The organism is Pseudomonas fungipugnans (assembly GCF_029955235.1).
In the GTDB taxonomy this organism is placed as follows: domain Bacteria; phylum Pseudomonadota; class Gammaproteobacteria; order Pseudomonadales; family Pseudomonadaceae; genus Aquipseudomonas; species Aquipseudomonas fungipugnans.
Window position 1 is genome coordinate 220931 of sequence record NZ_JARBWL010000001.1, and the last position, 17199, is coordinate 238129.

Annotated in this window: 16 protein-coding genes and 1 pseudogene; 6 read left to right on the top strand and 11 right to left on the bottom strand. The window is 56.1% G+C overall.

What is annotated here, in order from left to right:
• Nucleotides 1-38 precede the first annotated feature (38 nt).
• The 3 genes from POF45_RS01190 to POF45_RS01200 all read right to left on the bottom strand — a co-directional run bounded on the left by POF45_RS01190 (nucleotide 39) and on the right by POF45_RS01200 (nucleotide 1075).
• Entirely contained in the window at nucleotides 39-389 is a 351-nt protein-coding gene (locus tag POF45_RS01190) for a hypothetical protein (RefSeq protein ID WP_282314826.1), read from the bottom strand.
• 118 nt (nucleotides 390-507) lie between these two features.
• A complete protein-coding gene (locus POF45_RS01195) occupies nucleotides 508-765 on the bottom strand; it encodes a hypothetical protein (protein ID WP_282314827.1) in 258 nt (85 codons plus the stop codon).
• A 100-nt stretch (nucleotides 766-865) separates the two neighbouring features.
• Nucleotides 866-1075, bottom strand: a complete 210-nt coding sequence (locus tag POF45_RS01200; RefSeq protein WP_282314828.1) for a hypothetical protein — start codon at nucleotides 1073-1075, stop codon at nucleotides 866-868.
• Between the two features lie 700 nt (nucleotides 1076-1775).
• Between POF45_RS01200 and lpxO the strand changes: the two genes are divergently transcribed.
• Nucleotides 1776-2675, top strand: a complete 900-nt coding sequence (gene lpxO, locus POF45_RS01205; RefSeq protein ID WP_259494273.1) for a lipid A hydroxylase LpxO — start codon at nucleotides 1776-1778, stop codon at nucleotides 2673-2675.
• 115 nt (nucleotides 2676-2790) lie between these two features.
• On the opposite strand, the gene ligD is transcribed toward lpxO, so the two are convergent.
• Both ligD and ku read right to left on the bottom strand, forming a co-directional pair.
• Entirely contained in the window at nucleotides 2791-5343 is a 2553-nt protein-coding gene (ligD, locus tag POF45_RS01210) for a DNA ligase D (RefSeq protein ID WP_282314829.1), read from the bottom strand.
• Between the two features lie 36 nt (nucleotides 5344-5379).
• Nucleotides 5380-6252: a non-homologous end joining protein Ku gene (gene ku / locus POF45_RS01215; RefSeq protein ID WP_259494271.1), complete on the bottom strand. Its 873-nt coding sequence runs from the start codon at nucleotides 6250-6252 to the stop codon at nucleotides 5380-5382.
• A gap of 203 nt (nucleotides 6253-6455) precedes the next feature.
• Between ku and POF45_RS01220 the strand changes: the two genes are divergently transcribed.
• Entirely contained in the window at nucleotides 6456-6803 is a 348-nt protein-coding gene (locus tag POF45_RS01220; protein ID WP_259494270.1) for a hypothetical protein, read from the top strand.
• A 51-nt stretch (nucleotides 6804-6854) separates the two neighbouring features.
• Nucleotides 6855-8006, top strand: a complete 1152-nt coding sequence (locus POF45_RS01225; protein WP_282314830.1) for a PQQ-dependent sugar dehydrogenase — start codon at nucleotides 6855-6857, stop codon at nucleotides 8004-8006.
• 134 nt (nucleotides 8007-8140) lie between these two features.
• On the opposite strand, the gene POF45_RS01230 is transcribed toward POF45_RS01225, so the two are convergent.
• A complete protein-coding gene (locus tag POF45_RS01230; RefSeq protein ID WP_259494266.1) occupies nucleotides 8141-9238 on the bottom strand; it encodes a GNAT family N-acetyltransferase/peptidase C39 family protein in 1098 nt (365 codons plus the stop codon).
• A gap of 92 nt (nucleotides 9239-9330) precedes the next feature.
• On the opposite strand from POF45_RS01230, the gene POF45_RS01235 reads away from it, so the two are divergent.
• Together POF45_RS01235 and ilvA are read left to right on the top strand one after the other, a co-directional pair.
• Nucleotides 9331-10917: a RimK family ATP-grasp domain-containing protein gene (locus POF45_RS01235; protein ID WP_282314831.1), complete on the top strand. Its 1587-nt coding sequence runs from the start codon at nucleotides 9331-9333 to the stop codon at nucleotides 10915-10917.
• 404 nt (nucleotides 10918-11321) lie between these two features.
• Nucleotides 11322-12323 (top strand): annotated as a pseudogene (ilvA, locus tag POF45_RS01240) (threonine ammonia-lyase, biosynthetic); the annotation flags it as partial.
• 24 nt (nucleotides 12324-12347) lie between these two features.
• Here ilvA and POF45_RS01245 read toward each other — a convergent pair.
• On the bottom strand, nucleotides 12348-12653 hold the full coding sequence (locus tag POF45_RS01245; protein ID WP_259494262.1) for an NIPSNAP family protein: 306 nt from the start codon (nucleotides 12651-12653) through the stop codon (nucleotides 12348-12350).
• A 21-nt stretch (nucleotides 12654-12674) separates the two neighbouring features.
• Entirely contained in the window at nucleotides 12675-13157 is a 483-nt protein-coding gene (eco, locus tag POF45_RS01250; RefSeq protein WP_282314832.1) for a serine protease inhibitor ecotin, read from the bottom strand.
• A gap of 387 nt (nucleotides 13158-13544) precedes the next feature.
• On the opposite strand from eco, the gene POF45_RS01255 reads away from it, so the two are divergent.
• Nucleotides 13545-13814 carry a DUF1652 domain-containing protein gene (locus POF45_RS01255; RefSeq protein WP_259494260.1) on the top strand — a complete coding sequence of 90 codons (270 nt, stop codon included), beginning with the start codon at nucleotides 13545-13547 and terminating at the stop codon, nucleotides 13812-13814.
• On the opposite strand, the gene POF45_RS01260 is transcribed toward POF45_RS01255, so the two are convergent.
• The 3 genes from POF45_RS01260 to POF45_RS01270 form a co-directional block, all read right to left on the bottom strand.
• The gene (locus POF45_RS01260; RefSeq protein WP_259494259.1) at nucleotides 13811-14206 is read right to left on the bottom strand and encodes a hypothetical protein; all 396 of its coding nucleotides are present in this window, start codon (nucleotides 14204-14206) and stop codon (nucleotides 13811-13813) included. The two genes, POF45_RS01255 and POF45_RS01260, sit on opposite strands and share 4 nt — an antisense overlap.
• Before the next feature lie 91 nt (nucleotides 14207-14297).
• On the bottom strand, nucleotides 14298-14561 hold the full coding sequence (locus POF45_RS01265; RefSeq protein ID WP_259494258.1) for a DUF2790 domain-containing protein: 264 nt from the start codon (nucleotides 14559-14561) through the stop codon (nucleotides 14298-14300).
• A gap of 397 nt (nucleotides 14562-14958) precedes the next feature.
• A complete protein-coding gene (locus POF45_RS01270) occupies nucleotides 14959-17199 on the bottom strand; it encodes a lipase family protein (RefSeq protein ID WP_282314833.1) in 2241 nt (746 codons plus the stop codon).

Genomic DNA, 17199 nt, shown 5'->3' on the forward strand with positions numbered 1-17199 from the left:
AAATGGAAGCGTAGCTGCGGCACCGAACCATTGACGGGCTACTCATTGAGCGATTGCCTGAAGCGTTCCTGATGCTCCCAGAGCAACCTGTCACGTTGAGCTTTAATTTCCTTTAGGCTGCCGAGTGCTCTATTGAGCTCCGAAGCATCACTGTTGAGTCGGCTGATATGCGCCAGAGTCTCCTTGAGTTCTCGGCTCAGTTTCGACTTTTCATCGCTCAACTGACTGTTCATCTGCACCAGCCCGAAGACATCCTCGCGGGCTTTGCGTAGCTGCAGGGTGAGCTCCTGGATTTCATTTTCAGCCATCAACAGAAAGTGACGGCATGTTTCCAGTTCGGTCGGGCTTCCAAGCCAGTCGCTGGTGTCTTCGATTTCGTAGGGATCCACAGAGAGGCGCCTTTACTATGTACTGTTTGGACATACAGTAGTCGAGGCGGAAGGACGCGGCGAGGGTGATGCGACGAGCTGTAGGGGATTGGGCGGTGCGCTGTGTATGTCCGGGCTTTCACGGCCAAGCAGGAGGAGGGGACCAAAGATCTTCGGGCGCTGGGAGTGAGCTGACTAACGAGTAAATCGCTTCACAGGAGCGGTCAGAATTTCTCTCAATCGCAGACAAATGGCGTTTTAACGATTCTGACGTCTGCGGCTCTATATCACCCATCTGTTCAATGATCGCGATCAAATCTTCCAAGGCCGCACCAATAGCGAGCTGGGTCAGATTTAGGTTATAGAGCGCACAGTAGACTTGATCCCTGTCTTTCATGATTAAGCTCCTGCTGGGAGCTAAAGCCTAGTCGAGCAACAATTGATTTACCAAAAATATTCATGCGATTGAGGTTAGCCCGGGGACTGCACTCAATGCGTCACTCTGGCGTCATCAGGACCGCGAGGGTCAGCTTGATGAATTCCTCGTTCTTGTCGATAGTGTCCAGAGCGCCGCGAACGTTGTCGGCGACATCGGCGGAACCCCGGGCCTCGACCCAGTTCGATAACTCCAGAATGGCAGCTTCCAGAGCGAGCTGGTTTTCGTTTATCTTGAAAAGCAGGGAAGGGAGCAGGTCGGAATTTGGCATCGCGAATCCTCATTTTGGAGGTCAGCGTAGCAGGGGCTAAACTTGTTGGGGAGAGGTGTGTTTCATGTCGGCAGAACGCCGGAGATCTTGGGCCAATTTTTGGGCCAATGGTGTGAAAAGGAGGGGGTTGATGAGGTGTTAACCCCCTGTAAATGCTGGCTGGAACCCTCAGAAAACCCCGATCAATACTGCATCGTGATGTTAGCTGTAGAAATCAAAGGTTTTTCCTGCGAAGCATTCAGAGTAGCTAAGGGTGCGGCAGTACCGAATCAGTACCCGGTTCCGGTATTCAGACCACGGCAAATGCATCCCGGTCAGAAGCGGAAGGTCCATCTGGCAACAAGTGGACAGCAGCAATGGAGCGCTTGGCCCGAGTGGAAGTGCGCTGAGGCGGGGTTCATTCCCGTCATCAACCAAGGGGGGCGCGTAATGTTTGGCGGCGATTGTACTGGTCTGGCTCTTTAAACGATAGGGTGTTGAGGCCGTACCCCCGTTTTGGCAGGATCAGCGGACACATTTTCACAGTTGAACATTAACTATTAGTTACAAACTGTGGCTAAAATGCCATCCATCAATCGAATTTCGACCGTCGACGGGGTCCACAACCTGTCGTTTTTGTATCTCTGACTCTGCACCGACCTTTGGGCCTCTTGGCTGGCAAGGCACGCAGTTTGTTAACTTTTGAAGTGTGACGATTTCCGTGAAACTCATCATTGCCGCAATTTATGTTGTATCCATCGCGTATGTTCATCTTCGCGGTCGGGTACGCCACAAACTGGGCCGCCAACTCAGCGACCATTCGACGTTTCTGGCGCCGGTGAACTGTTTCCTTTATCTGTTCTCGAAAATCCCCGGCAAACCGTTTCTCAGCCCTGCGCAGTTTCCTGACCTGAGCCCGCTGCAGGCCCACTGGGAAGAAATTCGTGCCGAAGGCCAGAACTTGTTGCGTGCCGGAGAGATCAAGCGTTCCAACCAGTACGACGACGTAGGTTTCAACTCGTTCTTCAAATCAGGCTGGAAACGCTTCTATCTGAAGTGGTACGGCGACAGTCACCCCTCGGCCATGAAACTGTGTCCGCGCACGACCGAGTTGGTGCAAAGCATCGGCTCGATCAAGGCGGCGATGTTTGCCGAATTGCCACCGGGTTCCAAACTGGTACGCCACCGTGACCCGTATGCCGGTTCGTATCGCTATCACTTGGGCCTGGATACGCCGAACGATGCCGGTTGCCATATCAATGTCGATGGTCAGGATTACCACTGGCGTGATGGCGAAGCCGTGATGTTCGACGAAACCTTTATCCATTATGCCGAGAACACCACGGATCAGAACCGTCTCATTCTGTTCTGCGATGTCGAGCGGCCTTTGAAGTATCGCTGGGCAGAGGCCTGCAATCGCTGGTTCAGTCGCAACGTGATGTCAGCGGCCGGCGCGCCGAATGATGCGGGCGACCGTACCGGTGGCATCAACCGTCTGTTTACCAAAATCTACAAGGTTCGTTTGCGTGGCAAAGAACTCAAGAAACGCAATCGCACCCGGTATTACCTGGAGAAGTGGGCGATTTTTGGTGGGTTGTTGGCGGTGTTTGTGCTGATCTGAGTTTTGTATCGGGGCGGATGGTTCTTTCGCGAGCAGGCTCGCTCCCACAGGAATATCGACTTCAAATGTGGGAGCGAGGCTGCTCGCGAAGGGGCCAGAAAAGCCGGCGCAATGCTCAAGGCTTCTTGACCCCCAACTGCTTCCACATTTTCGCTGTTATCCGCTGCCGATTGGCATACCCCGCCCACGGATCAGCCTTCAATCCTTCCAGTCGTTCCGGCAAGTTAGCCACCGTCCACTCCTGAGCGCCATGCAGTCCGGCCAGTTCGTCCCGAGCAATCGGCACTGACACCGGCAACCCCGGCCGCGCGCGGACCGAATAAGCCGCCACCGTGCTGGCGCCCCGAGTATTGCGCAGGTAATCGACGAATATTTTCCCGACGCGGTTTTTCGGGCCCATGGTCGCGGTGATCCGTTCCGGCAATTGCTGCGCCATGAACTGGGCGATGGCTTTGGCAAATGCCTTGACCGTGTCCCAGTCATCCTTGCGCACCAGCGGCACAATAATGTGCATGCCTTTGCCGCCGCTGGTCTTCAGAAACGCCTCCAGGCCCAGTTCATCCAGCACCGACAAGGTCAGTTGCGTGGCTTCGACCATGCTCTTCCAGGGCAGCGCCGGGTCGGGGTCGAGGTCGAGAATAAACCGATCCGGCGTTTCGATCCGGTCGCTGGTAGCGCCCCAGGTGTGCAACTCAATAGTACCCATTTGCGCCGCGCCGATCAGCGCCGCCGGTGTATCGATTTCCATCAGTCGCGCATGGCCGGGATCGAGTTCGGGAGACAATTGTTTGATATGGGGGATCGCCAGACGCTCGGAGTGTTTCTGGAAGAATTGCTCGCCCTCCACACCATCGGGCGCGCGTAGCAGGGACACCGGTCGATGACGCAGGCAGGGCAATATCCAGTCGCTGATACGCTCGTAAAACTGCGCAAGTTCCAGTTTTTGAGTGCCGCTTTGCTTGTCGATTACCCGATCAGGGTGGCTGATCTTGACCCCGGCAATGCTGGCGTCGGCGGCTTTGGTTTCACGGGTTTTCTTTTCGCTCGCGGGGTTGTCTGCTTTGGGTGACTGGGGTCGTTCACGAGTAATCTCCCCGGCCGGTTTGTCGGTACGCATGGCAATGAACGCCGCCTGACGCACCACGCCTTCGCGAGTCCATTCGGCAAACTCCACTTCGCACACGCTGCTCGGTTCGACCCAATGCACGCCCCTGGCCTGCGCCGATGTCAGTGGCTTGGAAAGGGGGGAGGCCTTGCGCTCAATTTGTTGCAGTTGCCCATGAAACAGTTTCAGGTTGGCCTGATTGAATCCGGTGCCGACCCGACCTGAATACACCAGCCCGCCATCGCCATACACCCCGAGTAGCAGGGCGCCGAATCCGCTGCGCGAGCCTTGCGGCTGGGTATAGCCGATGATCACGAACTCCTGGCGCAAACGGCATTTGAGCTTGATCCAGTCCGGACTGCGCCGTGACACATAAGGGCTGCCGGCGCGCTTGCCGATCACGCCCTCCAGCTCCAGCGCACAAGCACTTTCGACGATGTCGCGGTGGTTGGCGGTAAAGGCTTCGGAGAAGCGCAATACGTGTCGGGATTTACGTCCCAGGGCTTTTTTCAATGCCGCACGACGGTCTTCCACTGGCAATTCGCGCTGATCGACCCCGTGCAGAAACGGCGCATCGAATATGAAATAAATGATGTCGACGGAGCGGCCAATTTCAAATGCGTTTTGCAGGGCCTGAAAGTCCGGAAAGCCTTTGTCGTTCAACACCACCACTTCGCCATCGAGCCAACTGCCGTCGAGTTTCATCTCTGCCAGCGCCTTGGCTTGCAACGGCAGTTTGGCGGTCCAGTCGTGGCCATTGCGCGTCAGCAGGCGCACCTCGCCGTTTTCGATGCGGGCGAGGATTCGGTAGCCGTCGAATTTGATTTCATAACGCCAGTCGCCAGAGGGGGCCTTGTCCACCAGAGTGGCAAGCTGCGGGGTGAGTTGATCGGGCAGCACCGCGGGCTTTGCAGCTTTGGATTTGGCGGGCGCTTTGGCTTTGGCTGGGGTTTTAGCGGCGGTTGAGGCCGTCTTGACGGCTTTCTTTTCACCGACCGTTGCATGGCTCAACACGCTGTTGGGCCGTTCGACCACCACGTCATAGTCACTGATGGCGCGGGCCTGCGTGTCGCGCTCCTTGATCAGCAGCCATTGTTCCTTGTCGCCACTGCCACGCAGATGGGTGCGCACCAGAGTCCAGTCACCCGAGAGTTTTTCACCGATCAGGGTGAATTTGAGCTTGCCGGCCTTGTAGGTCTGTTCGGGGTCGCCGTGGGGTTGCCAGACACCATGGTCCCAGACGATCACATCCCCCGCACCGTATTGCCCTTCGGGAATGCTGCCCTCGAACGTGCCATAACTGACAGGATGGTCTTCAACGTGCACCGCCAGGCGCTTTTGTGCAGGGTCCAGGCTTGGGCCCTTGGGCACCGCCCAGCTTTTCAGGGTGCCATTGAGCTCCAGCCGAAAGTCATAATGCAGGTTGCGTGCGTCATGCTTCTGGATCACGAAGCGCAACGCTGACGGGGCCTTTTTTCCACGGCGGGCGGGGGCCGATTCGGGCGGCTCCGAAGTGATCTCGAAGTTGCGTTTGCGGGTGTATTCACTCACCGGTTTAGCCATGGCCGACTACCTTGTGTTACGAGTTCATACAGGCAGTCAGCCTCTGGAACTCTTCGTGGCTTTTTTCGCCGCCGCAGGTTTGGCGGCGGCCTTGCGCGGTTTGGCTGCGGGTTTGCCGGACTTGCCGCCGAGGCTGCGTTTAAGCAGTTCAGTCAGGTCGATGACATCCGCTGTCTTACGTTCTTCTTCGCCAGGGCTGGTTTCGACGTCTTCGATCTTGCCTTCATGGGCTTTCTTCTCGACCAGCGCCATGATCTTGTCTTCAAATTCGTCGCGATAATCCTCGGGTTTCCAGTCGGCGCTCATGTCCTCCACCAGTCGCTTGGCCATGTCCAGTTCACCCTTGACCAGTTCGGGTTTGGTCACCTCGCTGCCCAGCGCCAGCTCGTCGAGGCTGCGTACTTCTGACGGCCAGCGCAGCATCACCAGTACCATGGCCGATTCCAGCGGCATGACCGCCGCCAGATGCTGACGGGTATGCAGAACCACATGGGCGAGGGCGACCTTGTCGGTTGTGCGCAGGGTTTCGCGCAGCAATGCGTAGACCTTGCCACCACGTTTGTCGGGTGCCAAGTAGTAGGGTGTGTCGATGTTTTGCAGCGGAATTTGCTGGCTGTCGACAAAGGCAAAGATGTCGATGGTCTGGGTCGACAGCGGGTGCGCCGAGCGGATTTCCTCTTCGCTGAGCACCACGTAACGACCCTTTTCGTATTCCACACCTTTGACGATGTGTTCCTTGGTGACTTCTTTTCCAGTGACCTTGTTGACCCGCTTGTAGCCCACCGGGTCCATGCTGCGGTTATCGAGCCAGTCGAAGTCGACCCCCTGGGAGGAGGTCGCCGAGACCAGCGCCACGGGTATATGCACCAAGCCGAAACTGATTGCGCCTTTCCAGATTGCCCGTGCCATCGTCGTCTACTCGCAGGTGATGATCAGGTGACCTGCGGTCTTGAGCAAAAGTTTCAGCGAGCTGCGGCCCGGTCCTGTGGGGGGATCGGCGGCTTGGTCAACTCGTGTTACATCTTGTGAAAGAGGTTTCAGTTAACAAACGCCAGCCCAGGGGGTAGCGTGATATCGAAGACATTGACGATGCATATCCGCAGAGGCGCCCCATGAACAGATATGTGCTTGGCTGCACCGTGTTGGCATTGAGTGGCGTGCTGGGCCAGGCGGCGCTTGCCGATACGTCGTCTTCGAGGGTGCTGGCGCAGAGTCCGACGAGCAGTAACAACAATCCGTACAACAGCCCGATTCGCCGGGCCAATCCCAACAGCATGCAGGGCACCCAGCCCAACACCCCGGCAATTCGCGGGCCCAATACCGTACCGACGCCGAGTGCGCCGACCCTCGAAAACGGTGGCATCGGCAACGGCTATCCGCCAAACCGCTCGGTGCCGGACACACCACCGAAGTTCATCCCCAACCCGCCACCCCGAGACTCTGACAGCAGCAACCGTTGAACCGCAGGACGATGGTCTTGTCAGTCATTCCAACGACAAAAGGAATCGTGCATGTTGCGTAAAACCCTGCTGGCAACTTGCTTTGCCAGCGCCCTGATCACCGCCACGGCGCCCGTTTTCGCGGCGCCTTCCCAAGAACTGAAAAGCGAACAAGGCACCCTTGAGGTCACGCCGATCACCAAGGGGCTGGAGCATCCATGGGCCCTGGCGTTCCTGCCGGATCGCCAGGGCATGCTGGTCACCGAGCGGCCCGGCACTCTGCGGGTTGTGACGGCTGACGGCAAACGGTCGGCGCCGATTAGCGGCGTGCCCGAGGTCTGGGCCAAGGGGCAGGGCGGTTTGCTCGACGTGGTGCTGTCACCGGACTTCCAGCAGGACCGTATGGTTTATCTCTCGTACGCCGAAGGTGGTGGCGAGGGCGGCAAGGCCGGCACGGCGGTTGGACGCGGGCGTTTGTCTGATGACCTGACCAGCCTCAAGGACTTCAAGGTGATCTTCCGGCAGGAGCCCAAGCTCTCGGTCGGCAATCACTTTGGCTCACGATTGGTCTTCGACCGCGACGGTTATCTGTTCATCACCCTGGGTGAGAACAACGACCGTCCCACCGCTCAGGACCTCGACAAACTCCAAGGCAAGGTCGTGAGGATCTACTCTGACGGCCGCGTGCCGGACGATAATCCTTTTGTCGGTCAGAACGGCGTGCGCCCGGAAATCTGGTCCTACGGCCATCGCAATCCGCAGGGTGCTGCGCTTAATCCATGGAGCGGTACGTTGTGGGAAAACGAACACGGTCCCAAGGGCGGTGATGAAATCAATATCATCGAACGTGGCAAAAACTATGGCTGGCCGCTGGCGACAAATGGAATCAACTATTCTGGCGAGCCGATCCCGGAAGCCAAGGGCAAGACCGTTGATGGTACCGTACCGCCGCACCATGTGTGGGAAGTGTCTCCGGGCATCAGTGGCATGGCGTTCTACGATGGCGACCGGTTCAAACCGTGGCAACACAACGTGTTTATCGGGGCGCTGGCCAGCCAGGAGCTGATCCGGTTGCAATTCGATGGCGACAAGGTGATTCACGAGGAGCGCTTGATGGGTGAGCTCAAACAGCGGATTCGTGACGTTCGGCAGGGACCGGACGGGTATTTGTATGTGTTGACAGATGAGAAGGATGGCGGGCTTTATAAGGTGGGATTGAAGTAACTTTATGCATTGAACACTGCAAAATCTGTGGGAGCGAGCCTGTTCGCGAAGAGGTAGTGTCAGCCGGCCTATATGTTTGCTGATGCAAAGTCTTCGCGAGCAGGCTCGCTCCCACATTTGGTTCTGCGCCAGACTCAGGCACGGTGATAGAGAATCACCGCCGCCCTGAGCTTTCCCCGCCCAAAACTGCACATCTTCTCGAACTCTCCATGGCTGACCGGCAGGTGCTGGCAATCCATCGGTTGGCGATGCTGGCTATGGTCCACATCAGGGTCGTGCAGGTAGACGAACTCATCATCGCAATCGGTGACAATCACCCAATGTGGGGCTTTGGAACGGGTCAGCCGATAACTGCTGATCAGTACCAGCGGCTGACCGCCGTCGTCCAGTAATCGGGGCAGGTCCAGCAGCCCACCGATGACCTGCGCTACATCGGTGTCGCGTAATTGCGCGGTGAACTCGTCGTGAACCAGGCGCATGACGTCTTTTTTATGCTCATCACGAACGCCGTCGAGAAACAACGGCCCGGCCATACTCAGTTGCAAGTCCACACGAAACCCTCGTCGCCAAGCGGCCAGCGCCAAGCCCTGTGGGCTGCAACCACCATGGCCTGAGGTCATGAACACAGTGGTTGCCTCTCGCCAGATTTGCAGTTCTTCGCGGCGCTCCAGTAAACGCTGCTGTTGCAGCGCGCCCATGGCCATCAGCAAGCAGGCGGGACCGCAGGTGAACTCGGTGGTTTGCGGGTAATACGGCACCTTGATGTTGCGCGAATCCCGGTGCTGGAGGATGCGTTTTTCCAGCCGTAGCGCGTCGGCGTGGTCCTCATAATAATCGTGTACCCGCGCAAAACGCCGATAGCCATTGCGTTCATACAGGGCCAGTGCTGCCGGATTATCGGTACGAACTTCCAGGCGCAAATAGGCGCAATCGTGTTCCAGCGCACAGACTTCGATGCGTTGCAGCAGTTGCTTGCCCAGCCCGCCGCCCCGGGCCTGCTCGGCGATGGCAATCGAGTATAACCGTGCCAGCGAGGTACCACGGTGAAACAACACCAACGCATAGCCCAATAACAGACCGTCGACTTCAGCCACCAACAGTTGCCCGTGAGCCTTGGTGATCATCCACTGAAAGCTGCGGGCGTTGAGCCGGTCCGTGGTGAAACATTGCGCTTCAAGTTCCAACAGCGCCGCCAGGTCTTCAATGACTGCCAGGCGAAAGACAGGATTCATATGACCACCGTAAAAGTTGCGTAACGAAACGGGACTTTCGAAAAACTTCGTGCTTAATAGGAATGGTCTTGTTCTCCAACGGATCAATCACTATGTCAGCGGTACAAGGTCATTGGCGCGAAGTATCCGAGCAAACTTTGCCGACAGCAATCACTTCTGCAACTTATTTGAATGACGCGAGCAGGGCTTCCAGTCGGCTGATTATCATTGTCGAACGCAAGGAAGACTGGGCTTCTTACTTCCCCAGTGAAGACATCGTCACCGCACAGCAATACCTTGAGCAGACTCGTGACGACCAGCAGGGCAAGCGGGTTCAGGTGATCAATCTGTGCCGCAGCTACAAGTACCTGGGCCACGGTTATTACTGCTCGTTGCTGGCCGAGGCGCGAGGGCACAAGGTGATTCCGTCGGTACGGACCATCAGCGAACTGACCCGAAAATCGCTGTACGGTCTGGCGCTGGATGACCTGGATAAACCCTTGGAAAAAGCCCTGAGTAATCACCTCTACAGTGACACTGAAGGCTTTACCCTGACGCTTTATTTCGGCAAGACCAATATCGAGCCGTTGCAGGATCTGGCGCGGCAGTTATTTGAAGTGTTTCCCTGTCCGATTTTGTTAGTTGAGTTTCGGCGAACTAATGGCTGGCACATTGAAGGCATAAAATCCGGTGCCCTGCACAAGTTGCGCGAAGATCAGGAAGATCAATTCGCTAACTCACTGGACAGTTTCAGTCACAAGATCTGGCGCGTCCCCCGTTCCCGACAACTGGCCCGTTATGACTTGGCCATCCTCCACGATCCGCAAGAGGCATTGCCGCCCTCCAATGCCAAGGCGCTGGATAACTTCGTCCGTGTCGGCAAGACGTTGGGCATTGATGTCGATCTGATCGAGCGCAAGGACTACGCCCGTATCGCTGAATACGACGGCTTGCTGATCCGCGAGACCACCAGTGTTGACAACCACACTTACCGGTTCGCCAAGAAAGCCGAGAGCGAAGGGCTGGTGGTAATGGACGATCCGGCGTCGATCCTGCGCTGCACCAACAAGGTCTACCTGACCGATCTGCTCAAAAGCCATCATCTGGGCATGCCTGCCACTGAAATTCTTTACAAGGAACGACCGGAAGACTTCGAGCGGGTCGGCGAGCGGCTGGGGTTTCCGCTGGTGTTGAAAATCCCCGACGGCTGTTTCTCTCGAGGTGTGATCAAGGTCGAAAGCCAGCAAGCCTTGCTCGAAGCCACGGCCGAACTGTTCGAACACTCGGTGCTGTTGCTGGCGCAAGAGTTTTTCTACACCGAATACGACTGGCGCATCGGCGTGCTCAACCGCAAACCGATCTTTGCCTGCCAGTACTTCATGTCCAAGGGCCATTGGCAGATTTACAACCACAAGGCCAAGGGTCAGGACATCAACGGCGAATGTCGTACGTTGGCGGTCCACGAAGCGCCGCGAGCGGTGGTGGAACTGGCGGTGAAGACCGCCAACCTGATCGGCGACGGCCTGTACGGCGTTGACCTCAAACAGTCCGGCGACAAGGTGGTGGTGATCGAAGTCAACGATAACCCGAACATGGACGCCGGTATCGAAGACGCCTATCTACAGGACGATCTGTACTCACTGGTGCTGGAAGAGTTCGTCCGGCGCCTGGAGCTCAAGCGTCGCGGCCAGGCCTGGTAAGTGCTTGAGCGGGGCTTCCTGACGCTTTGCGATCCCGGAGCCCCCGCACGACCAGATACAACAACGGTCCGAGCGAGACAAAAACCGTAGTATCGCTGGCCCTACAGAGCCCGCAGAAAATTGGCCATTGACTTGCCCGCAACGCCCGGCTAATTTCCAGCCATGACTTCCACCGTATTGCGCTGCCAGCCAAGCATTATTACCGCCATTCCTTATTTGGCGGGCTAGCTCACGACTGCAGCACCCAACCCGCCCTAGAGGCGGGTTTTTACTTTCTGTCTCCTGGGTTTTGAACTGACGCTTTGCGCGTGGGCGCTGCCGCAGGCTGCGATCTTTGATTTTTAAAGATCAAGAGATCGCAGCCTGCAGCAGCGCCTACGGGGAATTCGGGGTTCGCCAAGGAGATGAGTATGAACAGCACCGCCGCCGAGCAAACGTTGCTTGAGCACTACGTCAAAAAAATCCTCGCCGCGCCGGTGTATGAACTGGCCGTGCGCACGCCATTGCAAGCTGCGCCGGCGCTGTCTGAAGCCTTGGGCAACCAGATCCTGCTCAAGCGCGAAGACCTGCAACCGACCTTTTCCTTCAAGATTCGCGGTGCTTACAACAAGCTGGTGCAGCTCAGTGACGAGCAGAAGGCGCGGGGTGTGATCACCGCTTCGGCCGGTAACCATGCCCAGGGTGTGGCGTTGGCGGCCCGTGAACTGGGGATCACAGCGACCATTGTCATGCCGTGTTCGACCCCGGAGTTGAAGGTGATCGGCGTACGCACTCGGGGTGCCGAGGCGGTGCTGCATGGCGAAAGTTTTCCGTTTGCCCTGGCGCACGCGCTCAGCCTTGCCGAACAAACCGGTCGAACCTTTGTTTCGCCCTTTGACGACCCGGACGTGATCGCGGGCCAGGGTACCGTCGCCATGGAGATCCTGCGCCAGCATCAAGGCCCGCTGGACGCCATCTTCGTCCCGGTGGGTGGCGGCGGCCTGATCGCTGGCATTGCGGCTTACGTCAAATACCTGCGACCGGAGGTGCGCATCATCGGCGTCGAGTCAGAACACTCTGCATGCCTGCAAGCGGCTTTGCAGGCGGGTGAACGGGTAATCCTGCCTCAGGTGGGCACCTTCGCCGATGGCGTGGCCGTGGCGCAGATCGGTGCTTTTGGTTACGAAGTGTGCAGGTTTTGCGTGGATGAAGTGATCACGGTCAGCAACGACGAACTGTGCGCCGCCATCAAGAACATCTACGACGACACGCGCTCTATCACCGAGCCTTCCGGCGCGCTGGCAGTGGCGGGGATCAAGAAATACGTGGCGCAAACCGGTGCCCTAGGCCAGACCCTGATCGCTATCGATTCGGGTGCCAACATCAATTTCGACAGTTTGCGCCATGTTGCCGAGCGCGCCGCATTGTGCGGCGTCCCGGCATAAGAGAAGTCAGGCCAGCAGTGGGCGCAGGAACGTGCGCTCATAGCTGACGATAAACTTCTTCTGCAGCAGCGAGTCCACCAGCGCGGCGCTTTCTGGATCGGTCATCGCGATGTGGCGGTAACTTTCGTAGTCCGCCAGCGAAGGAAAGCTGAACAGGCAATAGGCGATATTGCTCGCGCCCTCGGACGGCAGGAAGTACCCGTGATGCGTGCCGCCCAGGCGTTCGACGATGCCCAGCCAGGCCTTGGCATAGGCTTCGAACTCGGCCAATTGATAGGGATCGATCACGTATTTGACATGGCAGGTAATCAACACGGCGCTCCTTGTGGTGGCTTATTCCTGAACGGCTTTCTCGACCGTGCTCGACGCTGACCAGATGCGATAGCGGACTTCGACATCCTTGGGCACATAGAGCACGATTGGCAGTTTGCTGTTGTAGCGCAGCATGAAACCGTCGCCGACCACCGGTACAAAATCCTGTTTGCTCTTGCCATCGGGGCAGGCCATCAGCGTGCTCATTGGACCAATGACTTTTTCCAGACGGTAGAACGGATAACCCCAGCCTTCCAGATTTTTCTCTTCGAGCATGCCACCCAGGCGTTGACGGTTGCAGTCCACGGTCAGCGTCTTGCCGGCCAGAATTTCGACCTTGAAGCTGTCTTCCGCGGTTTGTGGCGCGAGATGAATGACCTGACGGGTAAATCCGCTTTCAGCTTTGGGAAATGGCGCGACGTCTTCGAGCTTCTCAGCGTTGGCCATTGTCGATAGCCCGGCAACTATCAGCCCGACGGTCGTGTTTAAGGTCAAAGAACCCATGTTGCCTCCTTGCGTGCGTTTGGGGTCAGCGGATACTGAACGGTATAGCCGCATTTTTACTGCGCTGGCCTGTCAATGCAAACCCGGAATCTTGAGGTTGCAAATTGCAGCGCTGAAACTGGCCGTTCTTGCATCTTGCATGAGGCCATTTGCTGGCATTTCGTCTAAAGCCTTGATTTACCGATGAGCTGCACGGCGGAATTTCAGGCATGTTTTATGCTGTAGCTTGTTCTTAAGCCAACCTGCGTTTCACATCGAGTTGGCGTTGCTACGAGAGAGCGATCTGCTGTTGCAATGCGGTACACCCCCAAGGACGAAACCGGGGTGATTCAGCACAGATCAGCATTGAAATTCGATTGGCAGTCTCACACTAAGGAGAGGGTCGCCATGTTTCTTTCTGCCCTGGAACTACGCAATATCATTGAAAGCAGTTTTCTCCCGAAACGCTGTCAATGCACGCTGTCGCCGGATCTGTCGATGACCGTCAAGGTCTACACCGACCGCGAGACCGATCAACTGGACTTGATGGTCACCGGCATCAACGCCAAACGTCTGAATGGTTGTCGGGAAATAAACGATCTGATCGCCGAATTGCGTTCCGACCTTGAACTGCGCGCTGTTGCCCAGCCGCGTCATGTCAGTGGCCGGATGTTCTAACTCGCACGTTCGAGTTCTACCGATGCGCGCCGGGTCTGGAGAAATCCCAGGCCTAGCGCCAGCTCGACCACCACCGCTGGCAAAATGGTCGGCCCGGCGTGGCCGTTGAGCCATTCGCCAAATCCCAGCAACGCCAAGCCCCAGCAACCGACGATGAAGCCGCTGCTCAGTGCATTTCGTGTCGGGGACGGCGCCTCGTTACGCACCAGATAAAACATCACACCCAGGGCTGCGAACAGCACTGCACTGCGTCGCGCCACAAAACCTGCCCCTGACGAAAACTCGATACTCCATATCGCCAGCAAACGGTCCGGCATCAAGCCCCAGATCAGGGCCAGCAGAAAACACAGGGCGGCGGTGAACGTCGACAAAGAACGAAAGGACAACTGCATGGCGGATCCTTGCGGCAGTGAGGGAGGGCACCCGAGCATAGCGCCAGATCCCTCACAGGAATACCGCAACGTGGCAAATCAGAAACGTCTGTCAGTTCTGGAAGTCGCAGGCTGTAGCCATTTTCCTATAGGTGAGATCACTGGTCTTGCCAGAGTCATCGATGTATTTCATGTCAGCGTCAACCACCTTGCAGCGAGACGTTGGCTGTTCGGTCATGGAGATGACCTTTTTCACGTGGTAGGCCTGCCCGGTGTAGGGCACAGGTTGTGTAGTGGCGGTATCAGCGGCCTGAGCAACGCCGGCAAATGCGGCGCAGGCGAGGGCAGATGTAATCAGCAATGTGCGCATGTTCATGGTCGTACTCCGGTGCAGACGGAAAGTCAGCCCGACGCGATTCGCGTCGAACATTGCCGCACAGGGAGTCAGAAAAAGTCTCTGAGGCGTGCGGTCCAGTACAGCTTTGGACTGCGGGATTAATCGAAGATTAAATAGCAGGCTAATGAAAATATTTACATGTTGGCGGGGCTGGGGTGGTGATGCCCGTCGGTCAAGCACCCTCCATGTGGGAGTGGGTTTGCTCGCGAAGGCGGTGGGTCAGCCAACGCTGATGGTGAATGTGATGGCCTCTTCGTGAGTTGGGAACTGATAGCACAAATAGAAATCCAGCCCCTTATGGAAGCTGGATTTTTTGTTGAGAAGGCGCTACAGGGTGAAAAAAACTCGAAGTGAAGGTATCGAGTGAGGCGCAGACTCAAGCCATGCTGGTTGATTGTGACGATGGAATTTGCGCTATGCGCACTGCTGCCTGGTTTTCTTTATGCTCCACCCAACGCTGAATATTTTTCTTGAGTTCCGGTAGCTCAGCGCGGTCGCCATATACGTCCGCCAATTCCAAAGTGGTCGATTCCAGCAATTTGACGCGTTGGAGTGTGCCTTCGATGTCCTCAAGCTCTCTCTTGTTGTGTTTAATCGCCAAATGGATCTCTTTCTGACGAGTCTGCAGATCGCTCATTGAGGCGTTACGTTGAACCGCCGTTGCCCTTTCGTTCTTTCGGCTTTCGATAGTTCCACCCGGGAACTCAGTATCAGCGGCCAATTGCCATTTCTGAAGTGCAGTACGATAGTTGCTTATCTGCGTGCGCATGTTGTCTGCCTCTCTCGGAGTCAGCACTGTTCCACCGCTGGTCTGAGTATCTTGCCAACGACGCAGAGTTGCCCAGCAGGCGGGTATGTATCCGCCTAACATTGTGTGGTCGGCGCCATTCATTACCTGCACGCCAAAGTTGCTACGTTCGGGGGTATCACTATTTTTTACGTTCGCATAGCAAAGCTGGGTCATTGCTGATTCTTCATAACCCTCGCAACCTGGGGTCCACAAAACAGAAGAAACTTGATTTCCAGGCAATCTCAACGGGGTGAAGTAACGTTGTTCACCTTGATGCCTGTACGGCTCACCGCCGAATCTACTCAAGCCAGCACCAAATACAACGCCTCCTACGATGGGCGCAACGCCTCCGGTTACTGTAGCGGCGATGCCGGGGATCCAGACTGCTTTATTCGTGTCCATCCATGCGGCCGGAACGCTTGGCACCGGATCATTATTATTCACGATTCGATGGTGGACCAGAGATTTGGCACCCTCAACAAATTCGGCATCGCCGGCCCGTGGAGAGCCAAACGTATAAAGAATGACGTCGGGATCATAGTTGCGACGTATCCATTCAGCCAGTAAAAGCGCGATCGCTCCACCAAGGCTATGGCCACAAACAAGAATTCGCTGTTCGCTAGTACGGAACCGTTCAACGTATTTGGTCACGAAGGATTGCACCGCTACGTAGCCTTCGTGAAAACCTTGGTGTGCTTTACCAACGCCATCTTTGACGGGGACTTGCTCTGCATCTCCATCACGCCAAGCATCCCATTTCTCTGCCGTGCCTCGGACACCAATGAGAATCATGCGGTCATCATGAGTCGCATAGGCTTGAGTATCAGTATTTTTCCAGTCGTGCGGACCCTGGCGTTCATCATTGAAGAAGTGAACATCTGAGGGGGTGTCTTGTTCATCTGCGTTTTTATAGATGTCTGGATCGTACGGGACTATCTCAAGACGTTTTGAGTAGGGTATGTCCTCGACAATTGGAAAATTTACCGTTTTTGCGTCGGCATAACGCATTGGCTCTTGATAGCACGCCAGACATGTCTGAAGTACATGGCCTATTGTTCCAACTACTGGGTATTTTAGCTCCTCGCCGAGCTCTTGGGATGTTGGATCCTTCAGATCTTTTGGTGCGTTAGGGTTTTTCGGAATTTGGCCGAAATCGCCATAACTGAGTGTCGCGAATAGCGAAAGGTTATATAAGTTTACCGCACTAAAGGCTGGCGTCAGTGAGAACATAGGTCTGAATGCGCGCAGGGCGCGGACTTCAAGGACGTAGTGTTTTTCTGGTAACAGCCCGACTCCATAGGTTGGTGCTTTTCCCTTTCCAAAGTCGCATGCGATTTTTTTCCATCCCTCAGGCACAGGCTTGGACAGTTTTGCAGGAAGCGGTAAATGGCGCGTATGTTCAACAAACTGACGAACTTCGACGTTGTAAAATTCGGCTTTTTCTGATGCTGCTCTATAAGCGCCTGTCTTTGTGCTACTGCCGATAGGGCGGTGAAGAGTTTCTTCGGCCGCTACTTGTAATTGTGTCAGCTTAATTGGATAGCTTGAGCGCGTTGAGATTGTAGAATAGAAGTCATCTGCGCCTTGATAGTCTTTACTGATTGTTAGAATAAGAGGTCCTGCATATTGGCCATCTACTTTGGAAAAGCCTTCGCCATCTAAGGAGCCATTGTGCTTGATCCCTTCACTATCGAAGAGTTCATATGCCAAACCTGCGTATGGTTTTCCTTCGCCAAACTCATCCACTAGCCGAAAGCTGATCCAGTCCCCGATTGCTGGGCATGAACGTTTTTGGTCGCTAAGCGATTGCTTTTCCCTGTGATCCAT

What these genes read in the sequence shown, in the direction of transcription:
- POF45_RS01230 (WP_259494266.1), bottom strand. Translation starts at nt 9,238, where the DNA reads ATGAATCCTGTCTTTCGCCTGGCAGTCATTGAAGACCTGGCGGCGCTG.
- POF45_RS01195 (WP_282314827.1), bottom strand. Translation starts at nt 765, where the DNA reads ATGAAAGACAGGGATCAAGTCTACTGTGCGCTCTATAACCTAAATCTG.
- POF45_RS01255 (WP_259494260.1), top strand. Translation starts at nt 13,545, where the DNA reads ATGTTTCTTTCTGCCCTGGAACTACGCAATATCATTGAAAGCAGTTTT.
- POF45_RS01200 (WP_282314828.1), bottom strand. Translation starts at nt 1,075, where the DNA reads ATGCCAAATTCCGACCTGCTCCCTTCCCTGCTTTTCAAGATAAACGAA.
- ku (WP_259494271.1), bottom strand. Translation starts at nt 6,252, where the DNA reads ATGGCACGGGCAATCTGGAAAGGCGCAATCAGTTTCGGCTTGGTGCAT.
- POF45_RS01220 (WP_259494270.1), top strand. Translation starts at nt 6,456, where the DNA reads ATGAACAGATATGTGCTTGGCTGCACCGTGTTGGCATTGAGTGGCGTG.
- ligD (WP_282314829.1), bottom strand. Translation starts at nt 5,343, where the DNA reads ATGGCTAAACCGGTGAGTGAATACACCCGCAAACGCAACTTCGAGATC.
- eco (WP_282314832.1), bottom strand. Translation starts at nt 13,157, where the DNA reads ATGGGTTCTTTGACCTTAAACACGACCGTCGGGCTGATAGTTGCCGGG.
- POF45_RS01225 (WP_282314830.1), top strand. Translation starts at nt 6,855, where the DNA reads ATGTTGCGTAAAACCCTGCTGGCAACTTGCTTTGCCAGCGCCCTGATC.
- POF45_RS01270 (WP_282314833.1), bottom strand. Translation starts at nt 17,199, where the DNA reads ATGGATCACAGGGAAAAGCAATCGCTTAGCGACCAAAAACGTTCATGC.
- POF45_RS01265 (WP_259494258.1), bottom strand. Translation starts at nt 14,561, where the DNA reads ATGAACATGCGCACATTGCTGATTACATCTGCCCTCGCCTGCGCCGCA.
- POF45_RS01235 (WP_282314831.1), top strand. Translation starts at nt 9,331, where the DNA reads ATGTCAGCGGTACAAGGTCATTGGCGCGAAGTATCCGAGCAAACTTTG.
- POF45_RS01260 (WP_259494259.1), bottom strand. Translation starts at nt 14,206, where the DNA reads ATGCAGTTGTCCTTTCGTTCTTTGTCGACGTTCACCGCCGCCCTGTGT.